This window comes from Tepidimonas charontis (assembly GCF_007556685.1).
Classification (GTDB): Bacteria; Pseudomonadota; Gammaproteobacteria; order Burkholderiales; family Burkholderiaceae_C; genus Tepidimonas; species Tepidimonas charontis.
In genome coordinates this window covers 12903-34012 of the sequence record NZ_VJON01000006.1, presented here as the reverse complement: position 1 = coordinate 34012, position 21110 = coordinate 12903, and the positions used below count along the sequence as shown (strand labels likewise).

The following is a 21110-nucleotide window of genomic DNA, read 5'->3' as shown; positions in this document are numbered from 1 at the left end:
GCGCGCGGGGCCGGCAGGGGTGCCGTCAGCCGCGGCCGCGCAGCCCGGCGCAGTGATCGACGGCTGCCACCGCCGGCGTCAGCCACAGCGCGTCGAACGCCGGGTCCGGCTCGGCGCGCGCGGCGTCGGTGGCGCGCAGCTCGATGCTGAGGCAGGAGCGCGCGGCGTCCGTGCCGGCGCGGCGCGCCAGGTGGTGCGGCACGCCGCGGTCGCGCCGCGCGTGCTGCGCGCCGGTCACCAGCAGCACCGTGCGGTCCGGGCTGCGCCGCTCCAGCAGCGTGGCGGCCATCGCGTCGTCGCGCGCCAGCTGGATGCGCACCATCGCCGGCAGCTGCGCCGCCGGCAGCAGGCCGCAGTGGCCTTCGTCCAGCGCGCGGTGCAGCGCGGCGCGCTGCTGCGCATCCGGCAGCGTATCGTCCCAGGCGGCGTCGCGCATCACCTCGCCGTGCTGGCGCCGCGGCAGGTTGCCGCCCGCCACCGGCACGCCGGCGCGCACCGCGGCCATCACCACCGGGCCGTAGCGCCGCCACGGCCAGCCGGCGTCGTGCCAGGCCAGCGCCGCGCGCACCGCGGCCTCGTCGGCGTCGGGGGCCAGCGCCGCGGTGTCGCGGCCGCGCTCGGCCATCTCCAGCACCAGCGCGGCCAGACGCCCCTCGCGCGCCAGCGCCTGCACCGCGGCGGCCTCCAGCCACTGGTGGGCGTCGGCGTCGTGCTGCTCGCCCAGCAGCAGCCAGTCGGCCGTGCCCGGCAGCGCCGCCAGCCGCGCGCGCACCCAGGCCAGCCGCGCCGGCTCGTCGGCCACCACGGCGCGCGCGTCGTCGCCCGCCGCCGTGCTGGCGGCCGCACCCGCCCACCGGGCCAGCGCCGCCAGCGTGGCGGCGGCCCCGTAGCGCAGCCAGTGTCGCCGTAGCGGATCGGTTGTCATGCGCCCATTATCGGCGCGGCGCCACTAGCCGCTAAGATGGGGCATGAACCCCGTTTCGTACCCCCAACCCTCTCGAGGAGCTTGACGACCATGGCCAAGAAAAACGCCACCAAGACCGCCAGCCGCGCCGCCACCCCGGTGGACATCGGCATCGCGCCGGCCCAGCGCGCCGCCATCGCGCAGGGGCTGGAGCGGCTGCTGGCCGACACCTTCACGCTGTACCTGACGACGCACAACTTCCACTGGAACGTCACCGGGCCGATGTTCAACAGTCTGCACGACATGTTCATGCAGCAGTACACCGAGCTGTGGAACGCCATCGACCCGATCGCCGAGCGCATCCGCGCGCTCGGCCACGTGGCGCCGGCCTCGTACGCGCAGTACGCGCGCCTGAGCTCGCTGCCGGATGCGCCCGCCGAGCCGCCGAAGGCGATGGAGATGGTGCGCATCCTGGCGCTGGGCCACGAGGCGGTGGCGCGCACCGCGCGCGGCCTGTTCCCGCTGGTGGACGAGGCGCACGACGAGCCGACCGCCGACCTGCTGACGCAGCGCCTGTCGGTGCACGAGCAGACGGCGTGGATGCTGCGCAGCCTGCTGGAGGAGTGAGCGCTGCGAACGCGGGTGTGCTCGGTAGGTGCGAGCAATGATTGCGATTGTCGAGTCCTATCAAGTTCGGGCGACTTTTTGATCGAGGTCAATCGCACCCGAAAACCATGAGCCCAGAATGGTCTTTGCCATTGCCGGATGGGCACCGGCTGGCAATCCGAAGACCAAGAAAGGGCTCATCATGAACTCCCGCAAACGTCGTCTCGCCCGCGTGACCCTGGTGGCCGGCGCGGTGGCCGCCGCCGCGCTGGCCGTGGTGGCGCAAGAGCGTTCATTCGACCAACTCTACGCCCCGATCCAGCCGCCCAAGTCGGTCGACCTCGGCAAGGTCGAGCTGGGCAAGAAGCTGTTCTTCGACCCGCGCCTGTCTCAGTCGGGCTTCATCTCGTGCAACTCGTGCCACAACCTGAGCATGGGCGGCTCGGACAACCTGAGCACCTCCATCGGGCACAAGTGGCAAAAAGGGCCGATCAACGCGCCGACGGTGCTGAACTCGGCGCTGAACCTGGCGCAGTTCTGGGACGGTCGCGCCGCTGATCTGAAGGAGCAGGCCGGCGGGCCGATCGCCAACCCCGGCGAGATGGCGTTCCAGCACACGCTGGCGGTGGACGTGCTGCAGTCGATCCCGGCGTACGCGCGCGAGTTCAAGCTGATCTACGGCAAGGACAAGATCGACATCGACATGGTGACCGACGCCATCGCCGAGTTCGAGAAGACGCTGGTGACGCCCAACTCGCGCTTCGATCAGTACCTGCTGGGCAAGAAGGATGCGCTGACCAAGGACGAGCTGGCCGGCTACAAGCTGTTCAACGAGAGCGGCTGCGTGGCCTGCCACAACGGCCCGAACCTGGGCGGCAACTCGTTCCAGAAAATGGGCATCGTCGAGCCGTACAAGGGCGCCGGCGACGGCCGCGCCGCCGTCACCGGCAAGGATGCCGACCGCTTCAGCTACAAGGTGCCGACGCTGCGCAACGTCGAGCTGACCTACCCGTACTTCCACGACGGCGCGGCCTGGACGCTGGCCGAGGCGGTGGACATCATGGGCCGGCTGCAGCTCGGCCGCAAGTTCACCGAGCAGGAAAACGCGCAGATCGTCGCTTTCCTGAAGACGCTGACCGGTGAGCAGCCGGTGTTCCGCCTGCCAATCCTGCCGCCGTCCAACGAGAAGACGCTGCGGCCGCGGCCGTTCGACTGAACGTCCACACGCTGCTGGCCCCCCGCCTGGTCCGCGCCGACTGGGCGGGCAGCGTCAGTGAACCACCACCGGCGTTTGCGCCAGCGAGGCATAGCGCTCCAGCGTTTCTTCGACCTCTTCCTGGGTGGGCGTGTTGTGCTGCCAGGCTTCGATTTGCTGCTGGAACAACTCAGCCCAAGAGCCGTCGAGATAGACCTCCTTGCCGGAGCGCTTGTCCACGATCTCGAAGCCGTGGCGCGGCATGACCGGTCGCGGATGGTCGCCCTCGGCCGCGCTCGCCAGCTCCTGGGCGTTGGCCACCAGGTGGACCACCGCGAAACTGTCGGAGTTGTAGAGCATGTGCATGGCCTTGACTGTCCTTCAAAAAACGAGTCCCTGTCAGGGGTGTGTGCATCGCACACCGATGCGCCCACGGCCCCTTCGGTTTCTGCATATTAGGGCGCGCCGCCCATTGTCAAGAGGGGGGCGCCGAAACCGGAAGGCGCCGCAGGCGCTGGTCCACGCGGTCGCCGTTGCCCTGGGTCAGCACGATGCGCAACGGCAACGCGGGTCCCTCCATCGGGTACCACAGTTCGATCCCGACGTCGTCGGCGCGTTCCCGCACGCGCACCAAGTGCCACGCCGCGACGTCGACCCCGTCAATCGTCAGTACGCCGGGGGGCTGCACTGCAAACGTCCAATGCTCCCAGCGCGAGTAGCCGCTGACCGGCCAGCGCAGCGTTTGTCCCGCTTGCAGGCCGAGGGTGGGCAGCGCTCCGCCGATCTGGACGAACACACTCAACCGGTCTTGGGTACCGGCGGGCAGATCGCGCTGCCGCTGTCCGCCATCGGCCAATGCGTCGGCGCGCGCACCGTCGCCGCTCCACTCGAACGCCAACCAGCGCGTGCGCCGCGCGCGCTCCTCGTAGCGCTGCGGGCGCAAGCCGTCGGGTTCGATCGCGCCGGTGCTGATCTGCGTGCGACTGCCCACCAAAAAGGCGCTCAGCGCCAGCTCGGCGCGATAGTGGCCCGCGCCGGGCTGCCACAGCAGGGTGCCGCTGGCGTGGTAGCGCAGCCCACGGGTGTCGCCGGTGACCTCATACTCCCAGCGGCCCGGTGGCGGCGCGTGCCAAATGGGCGCTGGTGAAGGCGCCGCGCCGCCCGGCGCGCCGGCCCGCGGCGCGGCAGCAGCGTAGTCGGTCGGAGCGAAGGGGGCTGCGGCGCTGGCGGTCGCCAACGCGTCGTCGGGGCGGGCGGGCGCTGCGGGTGGTTCGGCGGTGGCCAGTCCATCGGGCGCGTCGGAGGTCTGCACCAGGGGGGCGGCAGCGCTGTCCAGAGTGCCCAGCGGCACCGCCGGCGCGGCGGCGGGCGTGGTGCCGCCCGGGGCCGCATCCGGCCAATCATCCGGCAGATCCTCCAGCGCGGTGGCATGCGCCGCCTCGGGGGTGACGTCGGCGGCCGGGGGCGTGACCGCCGGTGCCGAGGGGGCAGCGTTCTTTGGCGCGCGCTGGCCCCTCGTTGTTGTTGATACGGCGCGCACGGGGGCTGGGGGGGCGGTTGAGCCAGCGACGAGCTGGGCGTCGAACACGGAGGCAGGCGCCCGGGCCCTGGCGGGCTCGCGGCCCGGCCACAGCCAGGCCACGGCAGCGGCGTGTACGGCAGCCACCACCAGCCACGTCAGCGTCTGCCACCCACCCAAAGACCACCGGTTCATGGGCACCAATGCTAACGGAGCTCGGTGCTGCGTGTGCCGATGCTCTGCGTTTGCGTCGCACAATCGGGGCTGTGTGCCCCGGCCAAGGTTGGTTCTGCGCTGGCGCTGGTCGAGGCGCTCCGCTTTCACGAGTCCACCATGAAACTTGCCACCTACCGAGACGGCAGCCGCGACGGACAGCTGGTGGTCGTATCGCGCGATGGCACGCGCGCCCACTACGCCACCGGCATCGCCGAGACGTTGCAGCACGCACTCGACGACTGGAACTTCATCGGCCCGCAGCTGCGTGATTTGGCCGCGCAGCTCGATCATGGCCATGCCCGGCACGCGTTTGCCTTCGATCCCGCGCAGTGCGCAGCGCCCTTGCCGCGCGCGTATGGCGGCTGGGTGGCCGTGGCAGCAGATACCGTCGTGCCCTGGCCCAGCGACGCCCTGTGGGGACCGCAGCGGGCGCTGCCGCCGATGCCCGGCGTAGCCGACGTGGTGCCGGCGATCGTGGCGATCTGTGGCGACATCGGCGCCCAGGCCGAGGCGGCGAACGCGCTGGAGGGTGTGCGCCTGCTGGCGTTGGCCGCCTTGTGGCGCTGGGGCAGCGGCGCAGCGGGTGATGCACCCGAGCGGCCGTGGGGCATCACGCTGGCGCCGTGCGCGCTCACGCCCGATGCGTTGGGGCCGGCATGGCAAAACGGGCGCCTGCACGCGACCCTGAGTACGACCTGCGACGGTCGCAAGCTCGGGCTGATCGATGCCGCCGAGCCGGTGCTCGGGCTGGGGCCGTCGATCGCGCAAGCAGCGCTGGCACGCGGCGTGCGCGCCGGCGTTTGGGTGGCGCTGGGCGCGTGGTCGATGCCGCGCATCGAGGGCGCTCCAACGCAGTGGCCGCGCGGCTTTGCTACCCTGGCTCAACGCCGTGCCGCCGAGTGTGCAACGCTGGGCGCGCCCAGCACCCCGTGGCTGATGCCCGGCAGCCGGGTGTACATCGAGGCCCGCCTGCCCGATGGCGAGATGCCGTTTGGCAGCATCGACGTCGACTGGCCGTCCACGTGAAGATGCGGCGATCCCACCATCCGGCCAGCCGATGAGCGGGCCCGACCCGGGTTCAGGGGGCGGGGGCCGGCGTCGCCGCCGATGCCACCACGCAGGCCACGTCGGCTTCCCGCAACAGGCGGTCGAACGGCGCCGGCGGCGGCCGGTCGGTGTAGACGCGCGTGACGTCTCCGATGTGGCCCACCTCCACCATCGCTGGGCGACCGAATTTGCTGTGATCGGCGCACAACCACACCTGGCGCGCGTGCTCGATGATGGTGCGCGCGGCGCGCACCTCCCGCACATCGTAGTCGCGCAGGGTGCCGTCGCTCTCGATGCCCGAGATGCCGATCACCGCGATGTCGACCCGGAACTGGCGCAAAAAATCGATCGTCGCCTCGCCGACGATGCCGCGGTCACGCGCGCGCACCACGCCGCCGGTGACAATGACTTCACACTCCGGATTGTCCGACAGGATGGCGGCCACATTCAGATTGTTGGTGATGACGCGCAGGCCCCGGTGGTGCAGCAGTGCCCGTGCCACCGCTTCGGTGGTGGTGCCGATATTCAAGATCAGCGAGCAATCGGCGGGAATATCGCGCGCCACCGCGCGTGCGATGAGCGCCTTGGCCGCTGCGTTGAGCGATTGCCGCTGCGAGTAGCCGAGATTTTCCACCGTGGACACCGGGGTGCGCGCGCCGCCGTGAAAGCGCGCCAGCAGCCCCATCGCCTCCAGCTGGCGCACGTCGCGGCGTACGGTTTGCAGGGTCACGCCGAAGCGCTGCGCCAATGCCTCGATGCTGAGCGCGCCGGCAGCACGAACGGCGGCCAGCAGTTCGCTCTGCCTTGGGTTGAGCGTGCGCCGTGTGCGCGTCGGGGCGGGGTTGGAGACCATGCGCCCCATTGTGCCGCAGTGGCGCGACGAAGCGAACGGCCCTCGGGGGCGAGCAGGGGAAATACCGTGGGCGGCGCGCCGGCGTCCCCGCGCGGTACCGCACGCGATAGCGATCAAGAGTTCATCCAAGCGAACGAAAACGAACAAATACGAATAAAATGGCGCTGTACACAGATGCGCAGCGACTGCCTCACAGCGCAGCGCCAAGGGGCGCCCAATGCTCGAAACCCGATCCTCCTCGTCTACCGGGGCCGCCGCCGATGTCTTGATCATCGGTGGCGGCATCAACGGCTGTGGTATCGCGCGCGACTTGGCCGGTCGGGGCTTGCGCGTCGTCTTGTGCGAGCAGCATGACCTGGCCGCCCACACATCGTCGGCTTCCACCAAGCTCATCCATGGCGGCCTGCGCTATTTGGAGTACGGCGAGTTCGCCCTGGTGCGCAAGGCGCTGGCAGAGCGCGAAGTGCTGCTGCGCCTGGCGCCGCACCTGATCCGGCCGATGCGCTTCGTCATCCCGCACGACCCGAGCATGCGCCCGGCGTGGATGATGCGGGCCGGGCTGTGGCTGTACGATCATCTGGCACGGCGGGATTGGTTGCCGGCCTCGGGGACGATCGACCTGCGCCGCCATCCGGCCGGCGCACCGCTGCAGCCCCACTGGCGCCGGGCCTTCCACTACGCGGACGCCTGGGTGGACGATGCACGCCTGGTCGTGCTCAATGCGGTGGATGCGGCCGCGCGCGGTGCGCAGGTGTACACGCGCACCCGGTGCGCCGCGCTGCGGCGCGCCGCCGATGGATGGAGCGCGACCTTGCAACCCCTGGGCGCACCCTCATGGACCCTGCGCGCCCGGGTAGTGGTCAATGCCACCGGTCCGTGGGCGGAGTCGGTGTTGCAGCAACAGTGTGGACTGTCCCCACGTCGCCACCTGCGTCTGGTGCGCGGCAGCCACATCGTGGTGCCGCGCCTGTTCCGGCACGACGATGCCTATTTGCTGCAGGCCAGCGACCGGCGGGTGGTGTTTGCGATACCCTATCTCGATCGATATACGCTGATCGGCACCACCGATGTCGAGCACCGCGGCGATCCGGCCACGGCGCGGATCGATGCCGACGAAATCGACTATCTGTGTCGCGAGGCCGCACGTTATTTTCGGCGGCCGTTGCGGCGCAGCGACGTGGTGTGGCACTACAGCGGCGTGCGGCCGTTGCTGGAAGACGCCAGCAACGACCCATCAGCGGTCACGCGCGACTATCTGCTGGACCTCGACACCGCGGGCGGGGCCCCTGTGTTGACGGTGTGGGGCGGCAAGATCACCACGTACCGTACCTTGGCGCAAGAGGCGGCGCGATGCCTGCGCGCGGTGTTGCCTCTATCGGCGGCGGATTGGACCGCTCGTTGCCCCTTGCCCGGGGGCGATCTGGAGGCGGTGGTGGGGTCGTGTGCCGACCCCGTGCAAGCAATGCAACGCTTCGAGGCCTATGTGGGCCAGCGCTGGCCGTGGCTGCCCGAGTCATGCGCCCGCCGTTGGCCGCGGGCATACGGCACGCGCATGCTGTCGTGGCTGGAGCCGGCGCGCCGGCTGGCCGATCTGGGCGAGCCCATCGCGCCTGGGCTCTTCGAGGCCGAGTTACGACACTGGGTCGAGTGCGAGTGGGCGTGTAGTGCTGACGACGTGCTGTGGCGGCGTAGCAAACTGGGGCTGGCGCTGGGCGCGGCCGAGCAGCAGCGGGTGGCAGCGTGGCTGCAGCGCCACATGGGCTTGGGGTGTGGCACCCCGGACAAACCCTAGGGGCCGATAGGCAGTTGGGCATTTTGTCACTACACTGTCACGAATGATTCGGACAATGTAACAAGTGGTTCGATCGTGACTGTGTGCATTCGTTCGCGTTCGCCACTACCAGCCGTGCACACAAACCGTTCCGTCACCCGTGAAGGAGTCGAAATGAAGCCTACCCTGAAACGCCTGCTTGCCACCGCCTTGCTTGCCACCGGTGCAATGAGTGCGCAGGCACAAACCGAGATCGTTTGGTGGCACTCCATGGGCGGGGCCCTGGGGGAGTGGGTCAACGACTTGGCCAACGAATTCAACGCCAGCCAGAAAGACTACAAGGTGGTGCCCGTCTTCAAGGGCAGTTACGACGAATCGATGACGGCGGCGATTGCGGCTTTCCGCGCCGGCAATGCGCCGCACATCCTGCAGGTGTTCGAGGTTGGCACTGCCACCATGATGGCCAGCCGCAACGCCATCGTGCCGGTGGCCGACGTGATGAAAAAAGCCGGCGTGGCCTTCGACCCCAATGCCTACGTCGATGCCGTCAAGGGCTACTACACCGCGCCCAACGGGCAGATGTTGAGCTTTCCGTTCAACAGCTCGACGGCGGTACTGCATTACAACAAGGATGCGTTCAAAGCGGCGGGGCTCGATCCGAACAAGCCGCCCAAAACCTGGTCCGACGTGACCTTGGTCGCCGCCAAGCTCAAGTCCGCTGGTCACAAGTGCCCGTTTACCACCAGCTGGCAAGGCTGGACGCAGCTGGAAAACTTTTCGGCTTGGCACAACGTGGAGTTCGCCAGCCGCAACAACGGCTTCGGTGGCTTGGACGCGCGGCTGACCTTCAACTCGCCGCTGCATGTGCGTCACATCGAAAACCTGGCCAACATGGCCGAGCAGGGGCTGTTCGTCTACAAGGGGCGCGGCAATGCGGCCGACGCCGCCTATGTTTCGGGCGAGTGCGCCATGCTCACCGGCAGTTCGGCCCTGTACGGCAACGTCAAGCGCAACGCCAAGTTCGACTTCGGCATTGCCACGTTGCCCTACTACGCCGATGTGCCCGGCGCACCGCAAAACAGCATCATCGGCGGTGCCAGTCTGTGGGTGATGGCGGGTAAAAAAGACGCCGACTACAAGGGCGTCGCACAGTTCTTCGCCTACCTGTCCAAGCCCGATGTGGCCGCGCGCAGCCACCAGCGCACGGGCTATCTGCCGGTGACCAAGGCGGCCTACGAGTTGACGGAAAAATCCGGTTTTTACAAGGAAAACCCGGGCACCGACGTGTCGGTCGAGCAGATGATCCGTAAAACCACCGACAAGTCGCGTGGCATTCGCCTGGGCAATTTCGTGCAGATCCGCACCATTGTGGATGAAGAGCTGGAGCAAGTGTGGGCGGGCCGCAAGAGCGCCAAGCAAGGTTTGAATGACGCCGTGCGGCGCGGCAATGAGCAGCTCGAGCGCTTCCAACGCGCCCATCAAGGGCGCTTGTAAACGGGGGGTGCGTGCGGCTCGGGGCGACGGCGGGTGAGGTCCTGACGTCGCTGCACACCGGGCGGCGTCCTGCTCGGCTGGTCGCTGTCTGCCTCCGGCACCCATCCTTTCACCGCTGATGGAAAAACGCGTTCGCTTCACCTCGCGCTGGCTGCCCTGGGTGCTGGTGGCACCGCAGCTGGGCATCGTGGGTGTTTTCTTTTTTTGGCCCGCAGCGCAGGCCCTGTTGCAAAGCGTCATGGAGCAAGACGTCTTCGGCGGCGACCTGCACTTCGTTGGTGCCCAGCATTTTCGCCGCCTGTTCGATGACGAGTCCTATCTGCAGTCCTTTCGCGTGACGGCGGTGTTTTCGTTGCTGGTGGCCGCGGTGGGTCTGTCGGTATCACTGCTGTTGGCGGTGATGGCCGACCGTGTGGTGCGTGGTGCGCGCTGGTACAAGACATTGTTGATTTGGCCCTATGCAGTGGCGCCGGCCGTCGCCGGGGTGCTGTGGATGTTCATGTTTGCGTCGCCCGTGGGGGTGGTGGCGTGGGCGTTGCAGTACGTCGGGATCGACTGGAACCACCGGCTCGATGGGAGGCACGCGCTCGCACTGGTGGTGTTGGCTGCCGTGTGGAAGCAGATTTCCTACAACTTTTTATTCTTCCTGGCGGGCTTGCAGGCCATTCCGCGCTCGCTCATCGAGGCGGCCACCATCGACGGGGCCAGTCCCTGGCGGCGTTTCTGGACCATCGTCTTTCCGTTGCTGTCGCCGACCACGTTTTTCCTGCTCGTCATCAACGTCGTCTACGCGTTCTTCGACACCTTTGCCATCATCGACGCCACGACCCAGGGCGGGCCGGGCAAGGACACGGCGATTCTCGTCTACAAGGTGTACTACGACGGCTTCAAGGCGCTGGATATGGGCGGCTCGGCGGCTCAGTCGGTGATTTTGATGGTGATCGTCATCGCGCTGACGGTGGTGCAGTTTCGCTACGTCGAGCGCAGGGTGCAATACTGAACGAGGCGTACAACGATGGTGGAGCGACGTCCTTGGCTCGATGCCTTGGCGCATGCCATTTTGATCCTTGGCGTCGCCGTGGTCGCCTTTCCGGTCTATTTGACCTTCGTGGCGTCCACGCAAAGCGCGCAAGATATCGCCAGCAGCGCACCGCTGTCGCTGTTGCCCGGCGGCCACGCCTGGGATAATTACCGTCTGGCGCTGTTGGGCGGCCAAACATCGACTGGCAGCCGGTTCGCGCCGGGTCTGCCCATGCTGGGCGTCAGCCTGGTGATGGCGTTGACGATTGCCATAGGCAAGATCGTCATCTCGCTGTTGTCGGCGTTTGCCATCGTGTATTTTCGGTTTCCACTGCGCCAGTGGGTGTTTTGGACCATTTTCGTGACATTGATGCTGCCGGTGGAGGTGCGCATCGGCCCCACCTACGAAGTGATTGCCAGCTTGGGTCTGCTCAACACCTATGCCGGCCTGACGGTGCCGTTGATCGCGTCGGCGACGGCAACCTTTTTGTTCCGTCAATTTTTCTTGACCGTGCCCGATGAGCTGGTGGAGGCTGCGCGTGTCGATGGCGCGGGCCCGCTGCGTTTTTTCTGGGACGTGCTGCTGCCGATGTCGCGTACCAGTATCGCCGCCTTGTTCGTCATTCAGTTCATCTACGGCTGGAACCAATACCTGTGGCCGCTGCTGATCACCACCGACGAATCGATGTACCCAATCGTGCTGGGCATCAAGCGGCTGATCGCCGGCGAAGCCTACACCGAGTGGAACATCGTCATGGCCACCGCCATGTTGGCCATGCTGCCGCCGGCCATCGTCGTGCTGGCAATGCAGCGGTGGTTCGTCAAAGGGCTGGTGGACAGCGAAAAATAAACACCATCATGGCTTCTCTCCATTTCGACGATGTCGTCAAACGTTACGAACACGGTCGCCAACACGTCACCGCCATCCACGGCCTGAGCGCCAATATCGATGACGGCGAATTCGTCGTCATCGTCGGCCCCTCGGGCTGTGGCAAAAGCACCTTGCTGCGCATGGTGGCGGGTTTGGAGGCCATCAGTGCCGGCACCATTCGCATCGGCGACCGCGTCGTCAACGACCTGGAGCCCGCGGCGCGTGACATCGCCATGGTGTTTCAGAACTACGCGCTGTACCCGCACATGACGGTATACGACAACATGGCCTATGGACTGAAACTGCGTGGTGTGCCGAGGGAGGAAATCCGGCGCCGTGTCGAGCATGCCGCGCGGATCCTGGAGCTGAGCACGCTGTTGCAGCGCAAGCCACGGCAACTCTCGGGTGGTCAGCGTCAGCGCGTGGCCATGGGCCGTGCCATCGTGCGCCAGCCCCAGGTGTTTTTGTTCGACGAGCCGCTGTCCAATCTCGACGCCAAACTGCGTGTGCATACCCGGCTGGAAATCCAAAAGCTGCACCGAGAGCTCGGTATCACGAGTCTGTTCGTCACCCACGATCAGGTCGAGGCGATGACACTGGCGCAGCGCGTGCTGGTGATGAATGCCGGCCGCATGGAGCAGTTCGGCACCCCCGAGGAGGTCTACCATCGCCCGGCCACGACCTTCGTCGCCACCTTCATCGGCTCGCCAGCGATGAACCTGCTGCGTGAGGTACCCGGGGCGCGCACTGGTGTGGTGCTGGGCGTCCGCCCCGAGCATCTGCGTGTGGTGCCCGACGGCGATGGTTGGCCGGTCACGGTGGAAGCGGTGGAGCTGCTCGGCGCCGAGCGGCTGATACACGGTCGCACCCACGGGCAGCCGATCACCGTGCGGGTGGCCGAAAGCGATGACTGCCACCCGGGGCTGGGCGCCACGCTGCACGTGCGCCCGCTGTCCGACCGCGTGCACAGTTTCGATCCCGAAAGCGGTCGGCGCATGGGTGACTGAGGAGCGCGACCATGACTTCGACTCTGGACGACCTGCCGACCTGGATCGCGCACCGCGGCGCCGGCCAACTGGCGCCCGAAAACACCTTGGCGGCGTTCGAATTAGGGTGGCGCTACGGTTGGCGCGCCTTTGAATGCGACGTCAAGCTCGCGGCCGATGGGGTGCCGTTTTTGCTGCATGACGCCACGCTGGAACGCACCACCAATGGGCGCGGACGCGCGGCTGACCTCACCTGGGCCGAGTTAAAGGCACTGGATGCCGGCCGCTGGCACAGCCCGGCGTATGCCGGTGAGTCGCTGCTGAGCCTGGAGCGACTGGCGCAGTGGGCGCTGCCGCGCGGGGCCTGGCTGAACCTGGAAATCAAGCCCACCCCGGGCAGCGAAGAGCCAACCGGCGAAGGGGTGGCGCGCGCGGTGGATGCGCTGTGGCGCGCGCATGGGGCAGGCCGGCCCGGCGGGCCGTCCTGGCCCCTGCTGACTTCGTTTCAACCCCAGGCCCTGCAGGCAGCGCAACGCACGTGCCCGCATCTGCCGCGCGGTTTGTTGTTGGATCGTCTGTGGCCGGGTTGCTGGGAGGTGGCGCAGCAACTGCAATGCGCGGCGGTGGTGCTCGAACACACGCTGTGGACGCCAGCGCTCGTGGGCCAATGCCAGGCGCGCGGCTGGCGCCGCCTGACCTACACCGTCAATGACGCGGCGCGCGCTGCGAACCTGCGCGCGTGGGGGGTGGAGGGCATCATCAGCGACCGCGTCGACACCCTGGGGCCGGCACAGCCCTACAGCGACGGCGTGGCCGACGGGTGCTCGCGCTCATAGCGCGCTTGGCAGGCCAGGCAGCGCAAGGTGGTGGGGGCGGCGTGCAGCCGTGCCGCGGGAATCTCGGCCCCGCAATCCACGCACAAACCGAAGGTGCCGGCGGCGATGCGCGCCAGCGCCTCGTCGATGGCGCGCAGCTCGGCCGTCTCGCGCTCGCTGAGCGCCTGCTCCAAGTCCCGCTCGCCGTAGGCCTGATTCAAGTCGCCGCTTTGCAGGGTATGGGGGTCTTCGGCGACCTCAGCGCGGCCCAGGCGCCCGCCGCGCTGGGCACGGATGCGCGCCAGCAGCTCGCTGCGCATCTGTTGCAGTTGTTGGGCGAAAGTATCGGAAATGGCGTCGCTCATGGTGGATCCGTGACGGTCAATCGAGGCCGATTGTCAGGCCAAAGCGCGGCTTTGCCAACGTGCCGCGGCGCACGATCGGCGCCGGTTTGACCTCGATCAAGCGCATGCCCCCGATGGCACCGGGTGGGCGCGGCGGCGCGCTTGTGGCATGCTAAGGGCGTGGGCGCGGGGGCGCGCCCGGAAGAAGGATGGCGTCATGACATCTCCCGATCCGAACCTTTGGCAGGCCGCATGGGCCCCTTACGCACGCTATGTGCCAGGTTTTGCGTTTTTGCAGGGGCTGGGCGCGGGGACGGCCGCCCCGGCGGCGGCGCAGTGGGTGGCGCCGGTGTTCGACGTCGAGGAGCTGGAGCGCCGTATTCGGGACTTGAAGGCCGTGCACTTTTGGCTGGAACAGAACGCGCGCGCCGTGCAAGCGACGATGCAGGCGCTGGAGGTGCAAAAACTCACCCTGGCGACACTGCAGGGGATGAACGTCAGCCTGGGGCGCGTGGCGCAGCGCTGGGCGCAGGGTTTGGCGGATACGGCGGATGATGGGGCAGCGGCCAGTACGGCGGCGTCGCCCGACGATGCCGCCCCCCCGTCCGACCGCGATACCACGTCGTCCGAAGGCGACCAGTCGGGCTCGGCGCCCGTCGCAGGGGCGGGCGCGAGCGAGATCGATCCGGTGCGCTTCTGGCGCGCGCTGACACAGCAATTTCAGACCATTGCCGCGCAGGCGCTGCAGGATATGACGGTGCAGGCGGCGCGCGCCGCCGCCCACGGCGTGACGGCGGCCGCGCCCAGTGCGGCGTCGCCGGCGCCAGCAGCGCCCTCGACCGAGGCAGCCGGCGCCGCCCAAGGCGCGGCACGTCCGCGCGCATCGCGTGCTGCCCCGGCAGCGCGAGTGGCGGCGACAGGCAGCGGCGCGGGCCCGTTGGCCCAGCAGAGCCCGCAGGCGCCAAAGGGCGCTGCGCCGCGCGGCGCGCGCCCCGCACCACCGATCTCCCCATCGCCCGGCGGCGGCGCTGCACGCCACCGCAAGCCCACGCCGTGAAACGTTTCCTCAGTGCCCACGCCACCCACCCGCACTGGCCGATGGCAGCGGCCCTGGTGCTGGCGCAGCTGCGCGCGCAGGCCACCGATGCGGATACCGTGCCGCCGCTGGGGTTGGTGTACCTGACCGATCACTACGCCGAGCACGCCCAGGCAATACTGGACCACTTGGGCGCGGAGCTGCCGCAGGTGACCGACTGGGTGGGGGCGGTGGGGGTGGGCATCTGCGCCAGCGGGGTCGAATATTGGGACGAGCCAGCGCTGACGGTGATGCTGTGCGATGTGGCGCCCGAGCGCTTTCGCGTTTTCAACGGCGTGGCGCCGTTGAGCGCCACCCAGAGCGCGGACGGTTTCGAGGCGCAAACCGCGCTGGTGCATGCCGACCCTGCCATTCCGGACCTGGACGAGCTGGTGCGCGAATTGGCCGAGCGCACCCTGGGCCACTATCTGTTCGGCGGCCTGGTGGCCAGCCGCGCCGGCTCGCTGCAGGTGGCGCGTTCCAGCCGCGGGGCGGTGGCGGGCCAGGGCCGCTGCGCTGCCGAAGGCTTGTTTCAGGGTGGGCTCAGCGGCGTGGCGTTCGGCCCGGACGTTGGCATCGTCTCGCGCGTCACGCAAGGGGTGCGCCCGGTGGGCAGCGCGCGCCGTGTCACCGCCGCCGACGGCCCGCTCGTGCTGGCGCTCGACGGTGAGCCGGCGCTGGACGTGCTGCTGCACGATCTGGCGTTGCCGAGCCACGATCTGCCGGCCATCGTCGCCCGTCTGCGCCAGGTGTTGGTGGGTTTGCAGGCGCCGCCCGCCGCCGCTGCGACGCCACGCCCGGGCCGCGTACCGCTGCGCCTGGGTGACGACGTCTTGGTGCGCCATATCGTTGGCCTGGACCCCGCGCAGCGCGCCTTTTTGGTGGCCGACCACGTGGCGCCGGGTACGCTCCTGACCCTGTGCGAGCGCCACGTGCAGGCCGCGCGTGCCGATCTGGTGCGCATCTGCGCCGAGATTCGCGACGCCTTGGGCGCAGACGAGGAGGCCCTGCGGGCGCCGGTGGAGGCGAGCGCGCGCGTGGCCGGGGCGGTGTACGTCAGCTGCAACGGCCGCGGCGGCGGCCACTTCGGCGCGCCCAGTGCCGAGCTGCAGATCATCCGCCAGGCGCTGGGCGAGGTGCCGCTGGTGGGCTTTTTCGCTGCGGGCGAAATCGCCCACCACCGCGTGTACGGCTACACCGGGGTGCTGACCGTGTTCGTCGCCGATTGATCCCGCCGCTGGGGGCGCCGCTGCCCGCGCCCTCGGGGCCTGCGTTGGGGCGCGCTGCGGCGGGCCGTCTCAGACGCCGCGCGCCCGCTCGCTGGCAAAGCGCTGGCGAAACGCGCTGAAGCGGCCGGTCTCCAGCGCCGCACGCACTTCCTGCATCAGATGCAGGTAAAAGTGCAGGTTGTGGATGGTGGCCAGCATCGGCCCCAGCATTTCGCCGCAGCGATCCAGGTGGTGCAGGTAGGCGCGCGAAAAACCGCCGCGCCCGCCGTCTTCCCAGCTCACGCCCTCGGCGCCGGCGCAGGCGTAGCAGGTGCAGCTCGGGTCGATCGGCAGCGGGTCGGTTTTATAGCGGGCGTTGCGGATTTTCAGGTCGCCGGTGCGCGTGAAGTAGGTGCCGTTGCGCGCATTGCGCGTGGGCATCACGCAATCGAACATGTCCACGCCGCAGGCCACGCCTTCGACCAAGTCCTCGGGCGTGCCCACGCCCATCAGGTAGCGCGGCTTGTGCGCGGGCAGCCGGTGCGGGGTGTGCGCCATGATGCGGCGCATGTCCTCCTTGGGCTCGCCCACGCTGACGCCGCCGATGGCATAGCCAGGCAGGTCCAGCGCCGCCAGCGCCTCCAGCGACTCTTGCCGCAGGTGTTCGTACATGCCGCCCTGTACGATGCCGAACAGGGCATTGCGGTTGCCCAGACGCTCGAACTCGGCCTGGCAGCGGCGCGCCCAGCGCAGGCTCAGCTCCATGCTGGCGCGCGCCTCGGCTTCGGTGGTGACGTGGCCGCTGGCCTTGTCGCCTTGCCAGTACGGCGTGCACTCGTCCAGCTGCATCACGATGTCGCTGTTGAGCACGGTCTGGATCTGGATGCTGACCTCGGGCGACATGAAGAGTTTGTCACCGTTGACGGGCGAGGCGAAGTGCACCCCCTCTTCGCTGATTTTGCGCATCGCGCCCAGGCTCCAGACTTGGAAGCCGCCGGAATCGGTGAGGATCGGTTTGGGCCACTGCTCGAAGCCGTGCAGACCGCCGAAGGCGCGAATCACCTCCAGCCCCGGGCGCAACCACAAATGAAAGGTATTGCCCAGGATGATCTGTGCGCCCATCTCGTGCAGGTTGCGCGGCATCACGCCCTTGACGGTGCCGTAGGTGCCCACGGGCATGAAGATCGGGGTCTCGACCACGCCGTGGTTCAGCGTCAGCCGCGCGCGGCGTGCGTGTGAGTCGGGGTCGGTGGCCAGAATCTGGAACTGCAGCATCGCGCGATTCTACGGGCGCGGTCAGGCCGATCGTTCGCGGGCGCGGGGTTGCGCCCTGCACCGGCTCGGTGGGGGTTTCTTGCGTCGTCGGCGACGGCGAGCCGCGGGCGATCATCCAGGCCCCGATCCCCAGGGCCGGTGGCCTACGCACTGGCCGACCGGCGTCGCCGAGCGGCGGGCCGGGGCACGGTGGCGGGCAGCGGCTGGGTGAGCTGCCGGTAGCGGGTGAACAGATAGGCCACGCGCTCGGCTTCCGTGCGCCATGCTTTGGGTGCACCCCCAAGCGTATAGGCGGCATCCACTGCGGCATCCAGCCCTTGGTGGGCCTTGCGCAGCACAGGTGGCATACTCAGCGGGTCATACAAGTCTGCCAGCGTGGCGGGCCGATCGCCCTGTTGAAACCGGGCGCGTGCCTCCAAGACGGCTTGGGCGGCGCCTTCGATGGCCGCGCGCGCCCGGTGCGCCGCGCTACCCGGTGCGGCCTCCGCCGGCAGGTCGGGCCAGGGGAAATTGTTGTACACGATGGCGGCGGAGTAGCGAAAATCGCTCTTGAGTCGCCCGCAGACTGCACGCACCCAGGCGTTGTGCATGGCGCTGGACAGCACGCCGAAGTGGTACAGGGTGGCACCCACACAAACGAAGACCGCGTCACCGCATAAAACGTCCGGCTGTTCGAATCCCATCGGTATGTAAGCCCGCTTTTCGGATGACGTTTTCGGAATGATCAGATACGGCTGATCCGGAATGTTTTCGACATGAAAGCGCGTGGGCGTGTCGGCCAGTTTGCGAGTGGGCGCGCTGCTGCTGGCCAGGCGGAAGGCGCGTACTGCCTGCACGCGCTGCATCACACGCGGCATGGCGCGCAATTCGCTGGGCGGGCAGTCGCCTAGCCACAACACCCAACGCTCGCCCCCGTTGAGAAATTCGTCTGACCCCAACCAGCGCCGAAACCATTTGGCGCTGCCGGGCTCTTGGGCGATGAATGCGTCGCGCTCAGCTCGGGTGAATAGGTAGTGGCCGCCGTCGATGGGCTTGTTGCCGATGCCGATGGGCGGCACCGCGCACAGCGGCTGGCTGCGCCGGGGCAGCAGCACGTCCGGTCCATCCACCAGATAGGGGTTGATGTGGCGCGCGGGCAGGGCCAGCGGCTCGCCGCGCGGCTCGGCGTATTCGAAGAGGGTTTTGTCGGCGCAGTCGTCCAGCCCAAAGCCGACGATGACACAATGCACGGCGGCCTTCCCCCTGGCCTCGTTGCTCCAGGCAAAGGTGCGGTGGGCGAAGTGGATGTGCACGCCCTGCGCCAGCAGCCAGCCCCACAGCACGCCGACCTGCTCGCCTTGTGTGATGCTGTTGGTGGAGACGAAGGCGGCACGGGGCGGGGCAGGCGCGAGGCCGACCGTGCCGTCGAGGTCTGCGGGCGGGCGTGATGCCACGCCAGCGGGTACTGCGGTGGCCTGGCGCACGGGTGCGTGGCCGCCGACTGCGGTTTGCAGGTAGCGGGTGGCCTTCACATACCAGGCCGCTACCAGGTCCAGCAGCCCAGCGTTGTCGATGCCCGCGAACACGGCGCGGGTGTCGTCGCGGTGCGCAGCGCTCATATACTTGGCGCCCACGAAGGGCGGGTTGCCCAGCACGTAGCTGCAACGTTGGGCAGGCAGCACGTCGTTCCAGTCCAGCCGCAGTGCGTTGCCGTGCACGATATGCGGCGCGCTCTTGAGCGGGATGCGTGCGAAGTACTGACCGAACTCCTCGCTGACGCGCAGGTTCATCTGGTGGTCCACCAGCCACAACGCTACTTGCGCAATCTGGGCCGGGAATTCTTCGATCTCGATTCCGTAGAACTGGTCCACGTCAACGCGGATGAGCTGGTGCACATCCAGCATCTGCTGCCCATCTTGGTAGCTGGCGCGCAGCACCTCCAGCTCCAGTTGACGCAGCTCCCGGTAGCTGATGACGAGAAAATTGCCGCAGCCGCAGGCCGGGTCCAGAAACGTGAGCTGTCGCAGTTTCTTGTGGAATTCGAACAGGCGGTTGCGGTGGCCCTTGACCTTGCGGAATTCCGCCCACAGGGCGTCCAAAAACAGCGGCCGGATGAGCTTGAGGATGTTTTCTTCCGAGGTGTAGTGCGCGCCCAGATTGCGGCGCGCCTGCTCGTCCATGATGCTTTGAAACAGGCTGCCGAAAATGGCAGGGCTGATGGCCGACCAGTCCAGCGCGCAGGCGTCCAGAAGCGCTTCGCGCATGGCGGTGTCGAAGTCGGCGATGGGCAGGCGCTCCTCGAACAGTCGCCCGTTGATGTAGGGAAAGGCGGCCAATTGGGCGTCGAGATGCGGGGAGCGCTGGTGCTCGGGCGTGTTGAGCACTTCAAACAGCCGTGCCAGCCATGGCCCGAGATCGGCGCCGTCAGGGGCCGTGCGCTCTTCGATGAAGGTGCGCAGCGCTTGCGCAGGCTGAAAAATGCCGGTGTCGTCGGCAAACAGGCAAAATAGCAGCCGCACCAGCATGACCTCGAGCGGGTGCCCGACGTAGCCGCTGGCCTTGAGTGTGTCGTGCAGCCGCCCCATGCGCTCGGCGGCTTTGATATTGACGGGGTCTTGCGGGGTGATGGTCTGCGTTTTATAACCCGCCAGCAAGCCGAAAAGCCGGATGTGTTTGTGCAGGTCGGCCAGCGCAAATTCGCGCGTTTCACCGCTGGCCAGGTGGCGCACGCGAAAGCATGCAAAGTCGCACACCACCACCAGTTCGGGTAAGTCGCGCTCGGCAATGCCGGCTAGGTAGCCCATCGCCTGGTCCATGGCGCGGTCGAGGTCTTTGCCACGAGACTTGTGCTCCACCAGCAGGACGCCGGGCCAAAACAAGTCCACGAAACCGTCTGTGCGCCCGTGGGCATGCGGAAGCCGTCTGACGGCGTGCTCGAAGCTGGCGACGCGCTTGTCGGTGATGCCGAAGATTGTGAAGAAATCCAGCCAGAACGGTTTGGCCTCGGCGTCTTCGCGCGCGGCGTTCGCCCACTGCTTGGAAAACGCCAGCGCCCGATTTTTGATCTCGTTCCAGGACAGTGCCATGTTCCTGGCCTCCGGTGCTGGGAGTCGATTGCGCTGCCCTATCATATCTACCGCCGCCGTGCGGCTCACATGCCCAGCGAGCGCAGCAGCTCGGCGGTGTCGTCGTCGCCGCTGCTGCCCGGCGCGGGGGCTGGCGCGGCCGGGGTTGGGGCCGCCGAGCGTGCCTGCGCCATCAGCGCGTCGGGGTCGGGCGCGGCTTGCGGCTCGAAGTCCAGCAGGCGCACGAATTCGGTGCGGTCGATGGCCAGTTCCAGGTAGAAGATGTGGTTGCGCGCGGTGTAGAAGGTGACGCGGCGCGCCTCGGGCTGGTCCAGGTGGGCATCGACGCTGAGCACCACCTGCCGGTTGAGCACCACCATCTTCGGCTGGCTGTGCGAGATGTGGGTCTGCAGCTCGCGCCGGATCTTGCTGGTGAAGTCGCCCAGGGCCTGGTTGAGCAGTTCGCCCATCATATTGGCCACTTCGTCGGAGGTGTAGGCGGTGGCCAGCTCCTGTTCCGGCAGCCCCATCTGGTGCATGGCACCGCGGTACAGCTCCATCGCCGCCGATCCGGAAAAGTTCAGGATCACCAGCCCGGAAAAACCGCCGTCGAACAGCACGAAGCAGCCAATGTCGGGCTTGAGGCAGGTTTTGTGGATGCGCTGCACCATGCCGGAGTAAGTGATGCCGCTGCCGCTGGCGGCGTTGAGCACGCGCGCCACCGACTGGCACAGGCTCAGCAGCAGGTCTTCGGTGTCGAAGACGACGTCGTCGCGGCTGGGAGTTTCCGGGTTCACGGTGGGCATGGGTGGTCTCCGTGGAAGGTGGATACGCTTGGCCAAGCGGCCGGGGAGCACGTACGAGAAA

General features: G+C 67.9%; 19 protein-coding genes. 11 read left to right on the top strand and 8 right to left on the bottom strand.

Annotated elements, in window-relative coordinates; genetic code table 11:
* Positions 1–25: 25 nt before the first annotated feature.
* Entirely contained in the window at positions 26–925 is a 900-nt protein-coding gene (locus Tchar_RS03070; RefSeq protein WP_144327626.1) for a ChaN family lipoprotein, read from the bottom strand.
* A gap of 90 nt (positions 926–1015) precedes the next feature.
* On the opposite strand from Tchar_RS03070, the gene Tchar_RS03065 reads away from it, so the two are divergent.
* Positions 1016–1531 carry a Dps family protein gene (locus Tchar_RS03065; protein WP_143969344.1) on the top strand — a complete coding sequence of 172 codons (516 nt, stop codon included), beginning with the start codon at positions 1016–1018 and terminating at the stop codon, positions 1529–1531.
* Between the two features lie 181 nt (positions 1532–1712).
* Positions 1713–2726, top strand: coding sequence for a cytochrome-c peroxidase (locus Tchar_RS03060; RefSeq protein ID WP_068608316.1), 1014 nt, complete (start codon positions 1713–1715; stop codon positions 2724–2726).
* Between the two features lie 54 nt (positions 2727–2780).
* Here Tchar_RS03060 and Tchar_RS03055 read toward each other — a convergent pair whose 3' ends face one another.
* Together Tchar_RS03055 and Tchar_RS03050 are read right to left on the bottom strand one after the other, a co-directional pair.
* Positions 2781–3071 carry a BTH_I0359 family protein gene (locus Tchar_RS03055; RefSeq protein ID WP_144327625.1) on the bottom strand — a complete coding sequence of 97 codons (291 nt, stop codon included), beginning with the start codon at positions 3069–3071 and terminating at the stop codon, positions 2781–2783.
* 109 nt (positions 3072–3180) lie between these two features.
* Complete coding sequence (locus tag Tchar_RS03050) at positions 3181–4419, bottom strand: DUF3108 domain-containing protein (RefSeq protein ID WP_144327624.1); 1239 nt, start codon at positions 4417–4419, stop codon at positions 3181–3183.
* A 138-nt stretch (positions 4420–4557) separates the two neighbouring features.
* Here Tchar_RS03050 and Tchar_RS03045 point away from each other — a divergent pair, with 138 nt between their 5' ends.
* Positions 4558–5466, top strand: a complete 909-nt coding sequence (locus Tchar_RS03045) for a fumarylacetoacetate hydrolase (RefSeq protein WP_144327623.1) — start codon at positions 4558–4560, stop codon at positions 5464–5466.
* Between the two features lie 52 nt (positions 5467–5518).
* Here the strand turns inward: Tchar_RS03045 and Tchar_RS03040 are convergent, their stop codons facing one another.
* Entirely contained in the window at positions 5519–6340 is an 822-nt protein-coding gene (locus tag Tchar_RS03040; protein WP_144327622.1) for a DeoR/GlpR family DNA-binding transcription regulator, read from the bottom strand.
* Positions 6341–6557: 217 nt separating this feature from the next.
* Here Tchar_RS03040 and glpD point away from each other — a divergent pair, with 217 nt between their 5' ends.
* From glpD to ugpQ, 6 genes are all read left to right on the top strand, one after another.
* The gene (gene glpD, locus Tchar_RS03035) at positions 6558–8132 is read left to right on the top strand and encodes a glycerol-3-phosphate dehydrogenase (protein WP_144327621.1); all 1575 of its coding nucleotides are present in this window, start codon (positions 6558–6560) and stop codon (positions 8130–8132) included.
* Positions 8133–8285: 153 nt separating this feature from the next.
* Positions 8286–9605 carry a sn-glycerol-3-phosphate ABC transporter substrate-binding protein UgpB gene (ugpB, locus tag Tchar_RS03030; protein ID WP_144327620.1) on the top strand — a complete coding sequence of 440 codons (1320 nt, stop codon included), beginning with the start codon at positions 8286–8288 and terminating at the stop codon, positions 9603–9605.
* A 118-nt stretch (positions 9606–9723) separates the two neighbouring features.
* The gene (ugpA, locus tag Tchar_RS03025) at positions 9724–10605 is read left to right on the top strand and encodes a sn-glycerol-3-phosphate ABC transporter permease UgpA (protein WP_144327619.1); all 882 of its coding nucleotides are present in this window, start codon (positions 9724–9726) and stop codon (positions 10603–10605) included.
* A gap of 15 nt (positions 10606–10620) precedes the next feature.
* The gene (gene ugpE, locus Tchar_RS03020; protein WP_144327618.1) at positions 10621–11475 is read left to right on the top strand and encodes a sn-glycerol-3-phosphate ABC transporter permease UgpE; all 855 of its coding nucleotides are present in this window, start codon (positions 10621–10623) and stop codon (positions 11473–11475) included.
* Between the two features lie 8 nt (positions 11476–11483).
* Positions 11484–12503: a sn-glycerol-3-phosphate ABC transporter ATP-binding protein UgpC gene (gene ugpC, locus Tchar_RS03015; RefSeq protein WP_144327617.1), complete on the top strand. Its 1020-nt coding sequence runs from the start codon at positions 11484–11486 to the stop codon at positions 12501–12503.
* 11 nt (positions 12504–12514) lie between these two features.
* Positions 12515–13318, top strand: coding sequence for a glycerophosphodiester phosphodiesterase (ugpQ, locus tag Tchar_RS03010; protein ID WP_144327616.1), 804 nt, complete (start codon positions 12515–12517; stop codon positions 13316–13318).
* Here the strand turns inward: ugpQ and Tchar_RS03005 are convergent.
* Positions 13279–13662, bottom strand: coding sequence for a TraR/DksA family transcriptional regulator (locus Tchar_RS03005; protein WP_144327615.1), 384 nt, complete (start codon positions 13660–13662; stop codon positions 13279–13281). The genes ugpQ and Tchar_RS03005 overlap by 40 nt on opposite strands.
* Before the next feature lie 196 nt (positions 13663–13858).
* Between Tchar_RS03005 and Tchar_RS03000 the strand changes: the two genes are divergently transcribed.
* Complete coding sequence (locus tag Tchar_RS03000; RefSeq protein ID WP_144327614.1) at positions 13859–14698, top strand: PhaM family polyhydroxyalkanoate granule multifunctional regulatory protein; 840 nt, start codon at positions 13859–13861, stop codon at positions 14696–14698.
* The gene (locus Tchar_RS02995) at positions 14695–15945 is read left to right on the top strand and encodes an FIST signal transduction protein (protein ID WP_236640144.1); all 1251 of its coding nucleotides are present in this window, start codon (positions 14695–14697) and stop codon (positions 15943–15945) included. The genes Tchar_RS03000 and Tchar_RS02995 overlap by 4 nt, the downstream gene beginning before the upstream one ends.
* Positions 15946–16014: 69 nt before the next feature.
* On the opposite strand, the gene tgt is transcribed toward Tchar_RS02995, so the two are convergent.
* The 3 genes from tgt to Tchar_RS02980 form a co-directional block, all read right to left on the bottom strand.
* Positions 16015–17199: a tRNA guanosine(34) transglycosylase Tgt gene (gene tgt, locus Tchar_RS02990; RefSeq protein WP_144327613.1), complete on the bottom strand. Its 1185-nt coding sequence runs from the start codon at positions 17197–17199 to the stop codon at positions 16015–16017.
* 143 nt (positions 17200–17342) lie between these two features.
* Positions 17343–20264, bottom strand: coding sequence for a DNA methyltransferase (locus Tchar_RS02985; RefSeq protein WP_144327612.1), 2922 nt, complete (start codon positions 20262–20264; stop codon positions 17343–17345).
* 65 nt (positions 20265–20329) lie between these two features.
* Complete coding sequence (locus tag Tchar_RS02980) at positions 20330–21049, bottom strand: DUF3334 family protein (RefSeq protein ID WP_144327611.1); 720 nt, start codon at positions 21047–21049, stop codon at positions 20330–20332.
* Positions 21050–21110 lie beyond the last annotated feature (61 nt).

What these genes read in the sequence shown, in the direction of transcription:
- Tchar_RS03070 (WP_144327626.1), bottom strand. Translation starts at nt 925, where the DNA reads ATGACAACCGATCCGCTACGGCGACACTGGCTGCGCTACGGGGCCGCC.
- Tchar_RS03065 (WP_143969344.1), top strand. Translation starts at nt 1,016, where the DNA reads ATGGCCAAGAAAAACGCCACCAAGACCGCCAGCCGCGCCGCCACCCCG.
- Tchar_RS03060 (WP_068608316.1), top strand. Translation starts at nt 1,713, where the DNA reads ATGAACTCCCGCAAACGTCGTCTCGCCCGCGTGACCCTGGTGGCCGGC.
- Tchar_RS03055 (WP_144327625.1), bottom strand. Translation starts at nt 3,071, where the DNA reads ATGCACATGCTCTACAACTCCGACAGTTTCGCGGTGGTCCACCTGGTG.
- Tchar_RS03050 (WP_144327624.1), bottom strand. Translation starts at nt 4,419, where the DNA reads ATGAACCGGTGGTCTTTGGGTGGGTGGCAGACGCTGACGTGGCTGGTG.
- Tchar_RS03045 (WP_144327623.1), top strand. Translation starts at nt 4,558, where the DNA reads ATGAAACTTGCCACCTACCGAGACGGCAGCCGCGACGGACAGCTGGTG.
- Tchar_RS03040 (WP_144327622.1), bottom strand. Translation starts at nt 6,340, where the DNA reads ATGGTCTCCAACCCCGCCCCGACGCGCACACGGCGCACGCTCAACCCA.
- glpD (WP_144327621.1), top strand. Translation starts at nt 6,558, where the DNA reads ATGCTCGAAACCCGATCCTCCTCGTCTACCGGGGCCGCCGCCGATGTC.
- ugpB (WP_144327620.1), top strand. Translation starts at nt 8,286, where the DNA reads ATGAAGCCTACCCTGAAACGCCTGCTTGCCACCGCCTTGCTTGCCACC.
- ugpA (WP_144327619.1), top strand. Translation starts at nt 9,724, where the DNA reads ATGGAAAAACGCGTTCGCTTCACCTCGCGCTGGCTGCCCTGGGTGCTG.
- ugpE (WP_144327618.1), top strand. Translation starts at nt 10,621, where the DNA reads ATGGTGGAGCGACGTCCTTGGCTCGATGCCTTGGCGCATGCCATTTTG.
- ugpC (WP_144327617.1), top strand. Translation starts at nt 11,484, where the DNA reads ATGGCTTCTCTCCATTTCGACGATGTCGTCAAACGTTACGAACACGGT.
- ugpQ (WP_144327616.1), top strand. Translation starts at nt 12,515, where the DNA reads ATGACTTCGACTCTGGACGACCTGCCGACCTGGATCGCGCACCGCGGC.
- Tchar_RS03005 (WP_144327615.1), bottom strand. Translation starts at nt 13,662, where the DNA reads ATGAGCGACGCCATTTCCGATACTTTCGCCCAACAACTGCAACAGATG.
- Tchar_RS03000 (WP_144327614.1), top strand. Translation starts at nt 13,859, where the DNA reads ATGACATCTCCCGATCCGAACCTTTGGCAGGCCGCATGGGCCCCTTAC.
- tgt (WP_144327613.1), bottom strand. Translation starts at nt 17,199, where the DNA reads ATGCTGCAGTTCCAGATTCTGGCCACCGACCCCGACTCACACGCACGC.
- Tchar_RS02985 (WP_144327612.1), bottom strand. Translation starts at nt 20,264, where the DNA reads ATGGCACTGTCCTGGAACGAGATCAAAAATCGGGCGCTGGCGTTTTCC.
- Tchar_RS02980 (WP_144327611.1), bottom strand. Translation starts at nt 21,049, where the DNA reads ATGCCCACCGTGAACCCGGAAACTCCCAGCCGCGACGACGTCGTCTTC.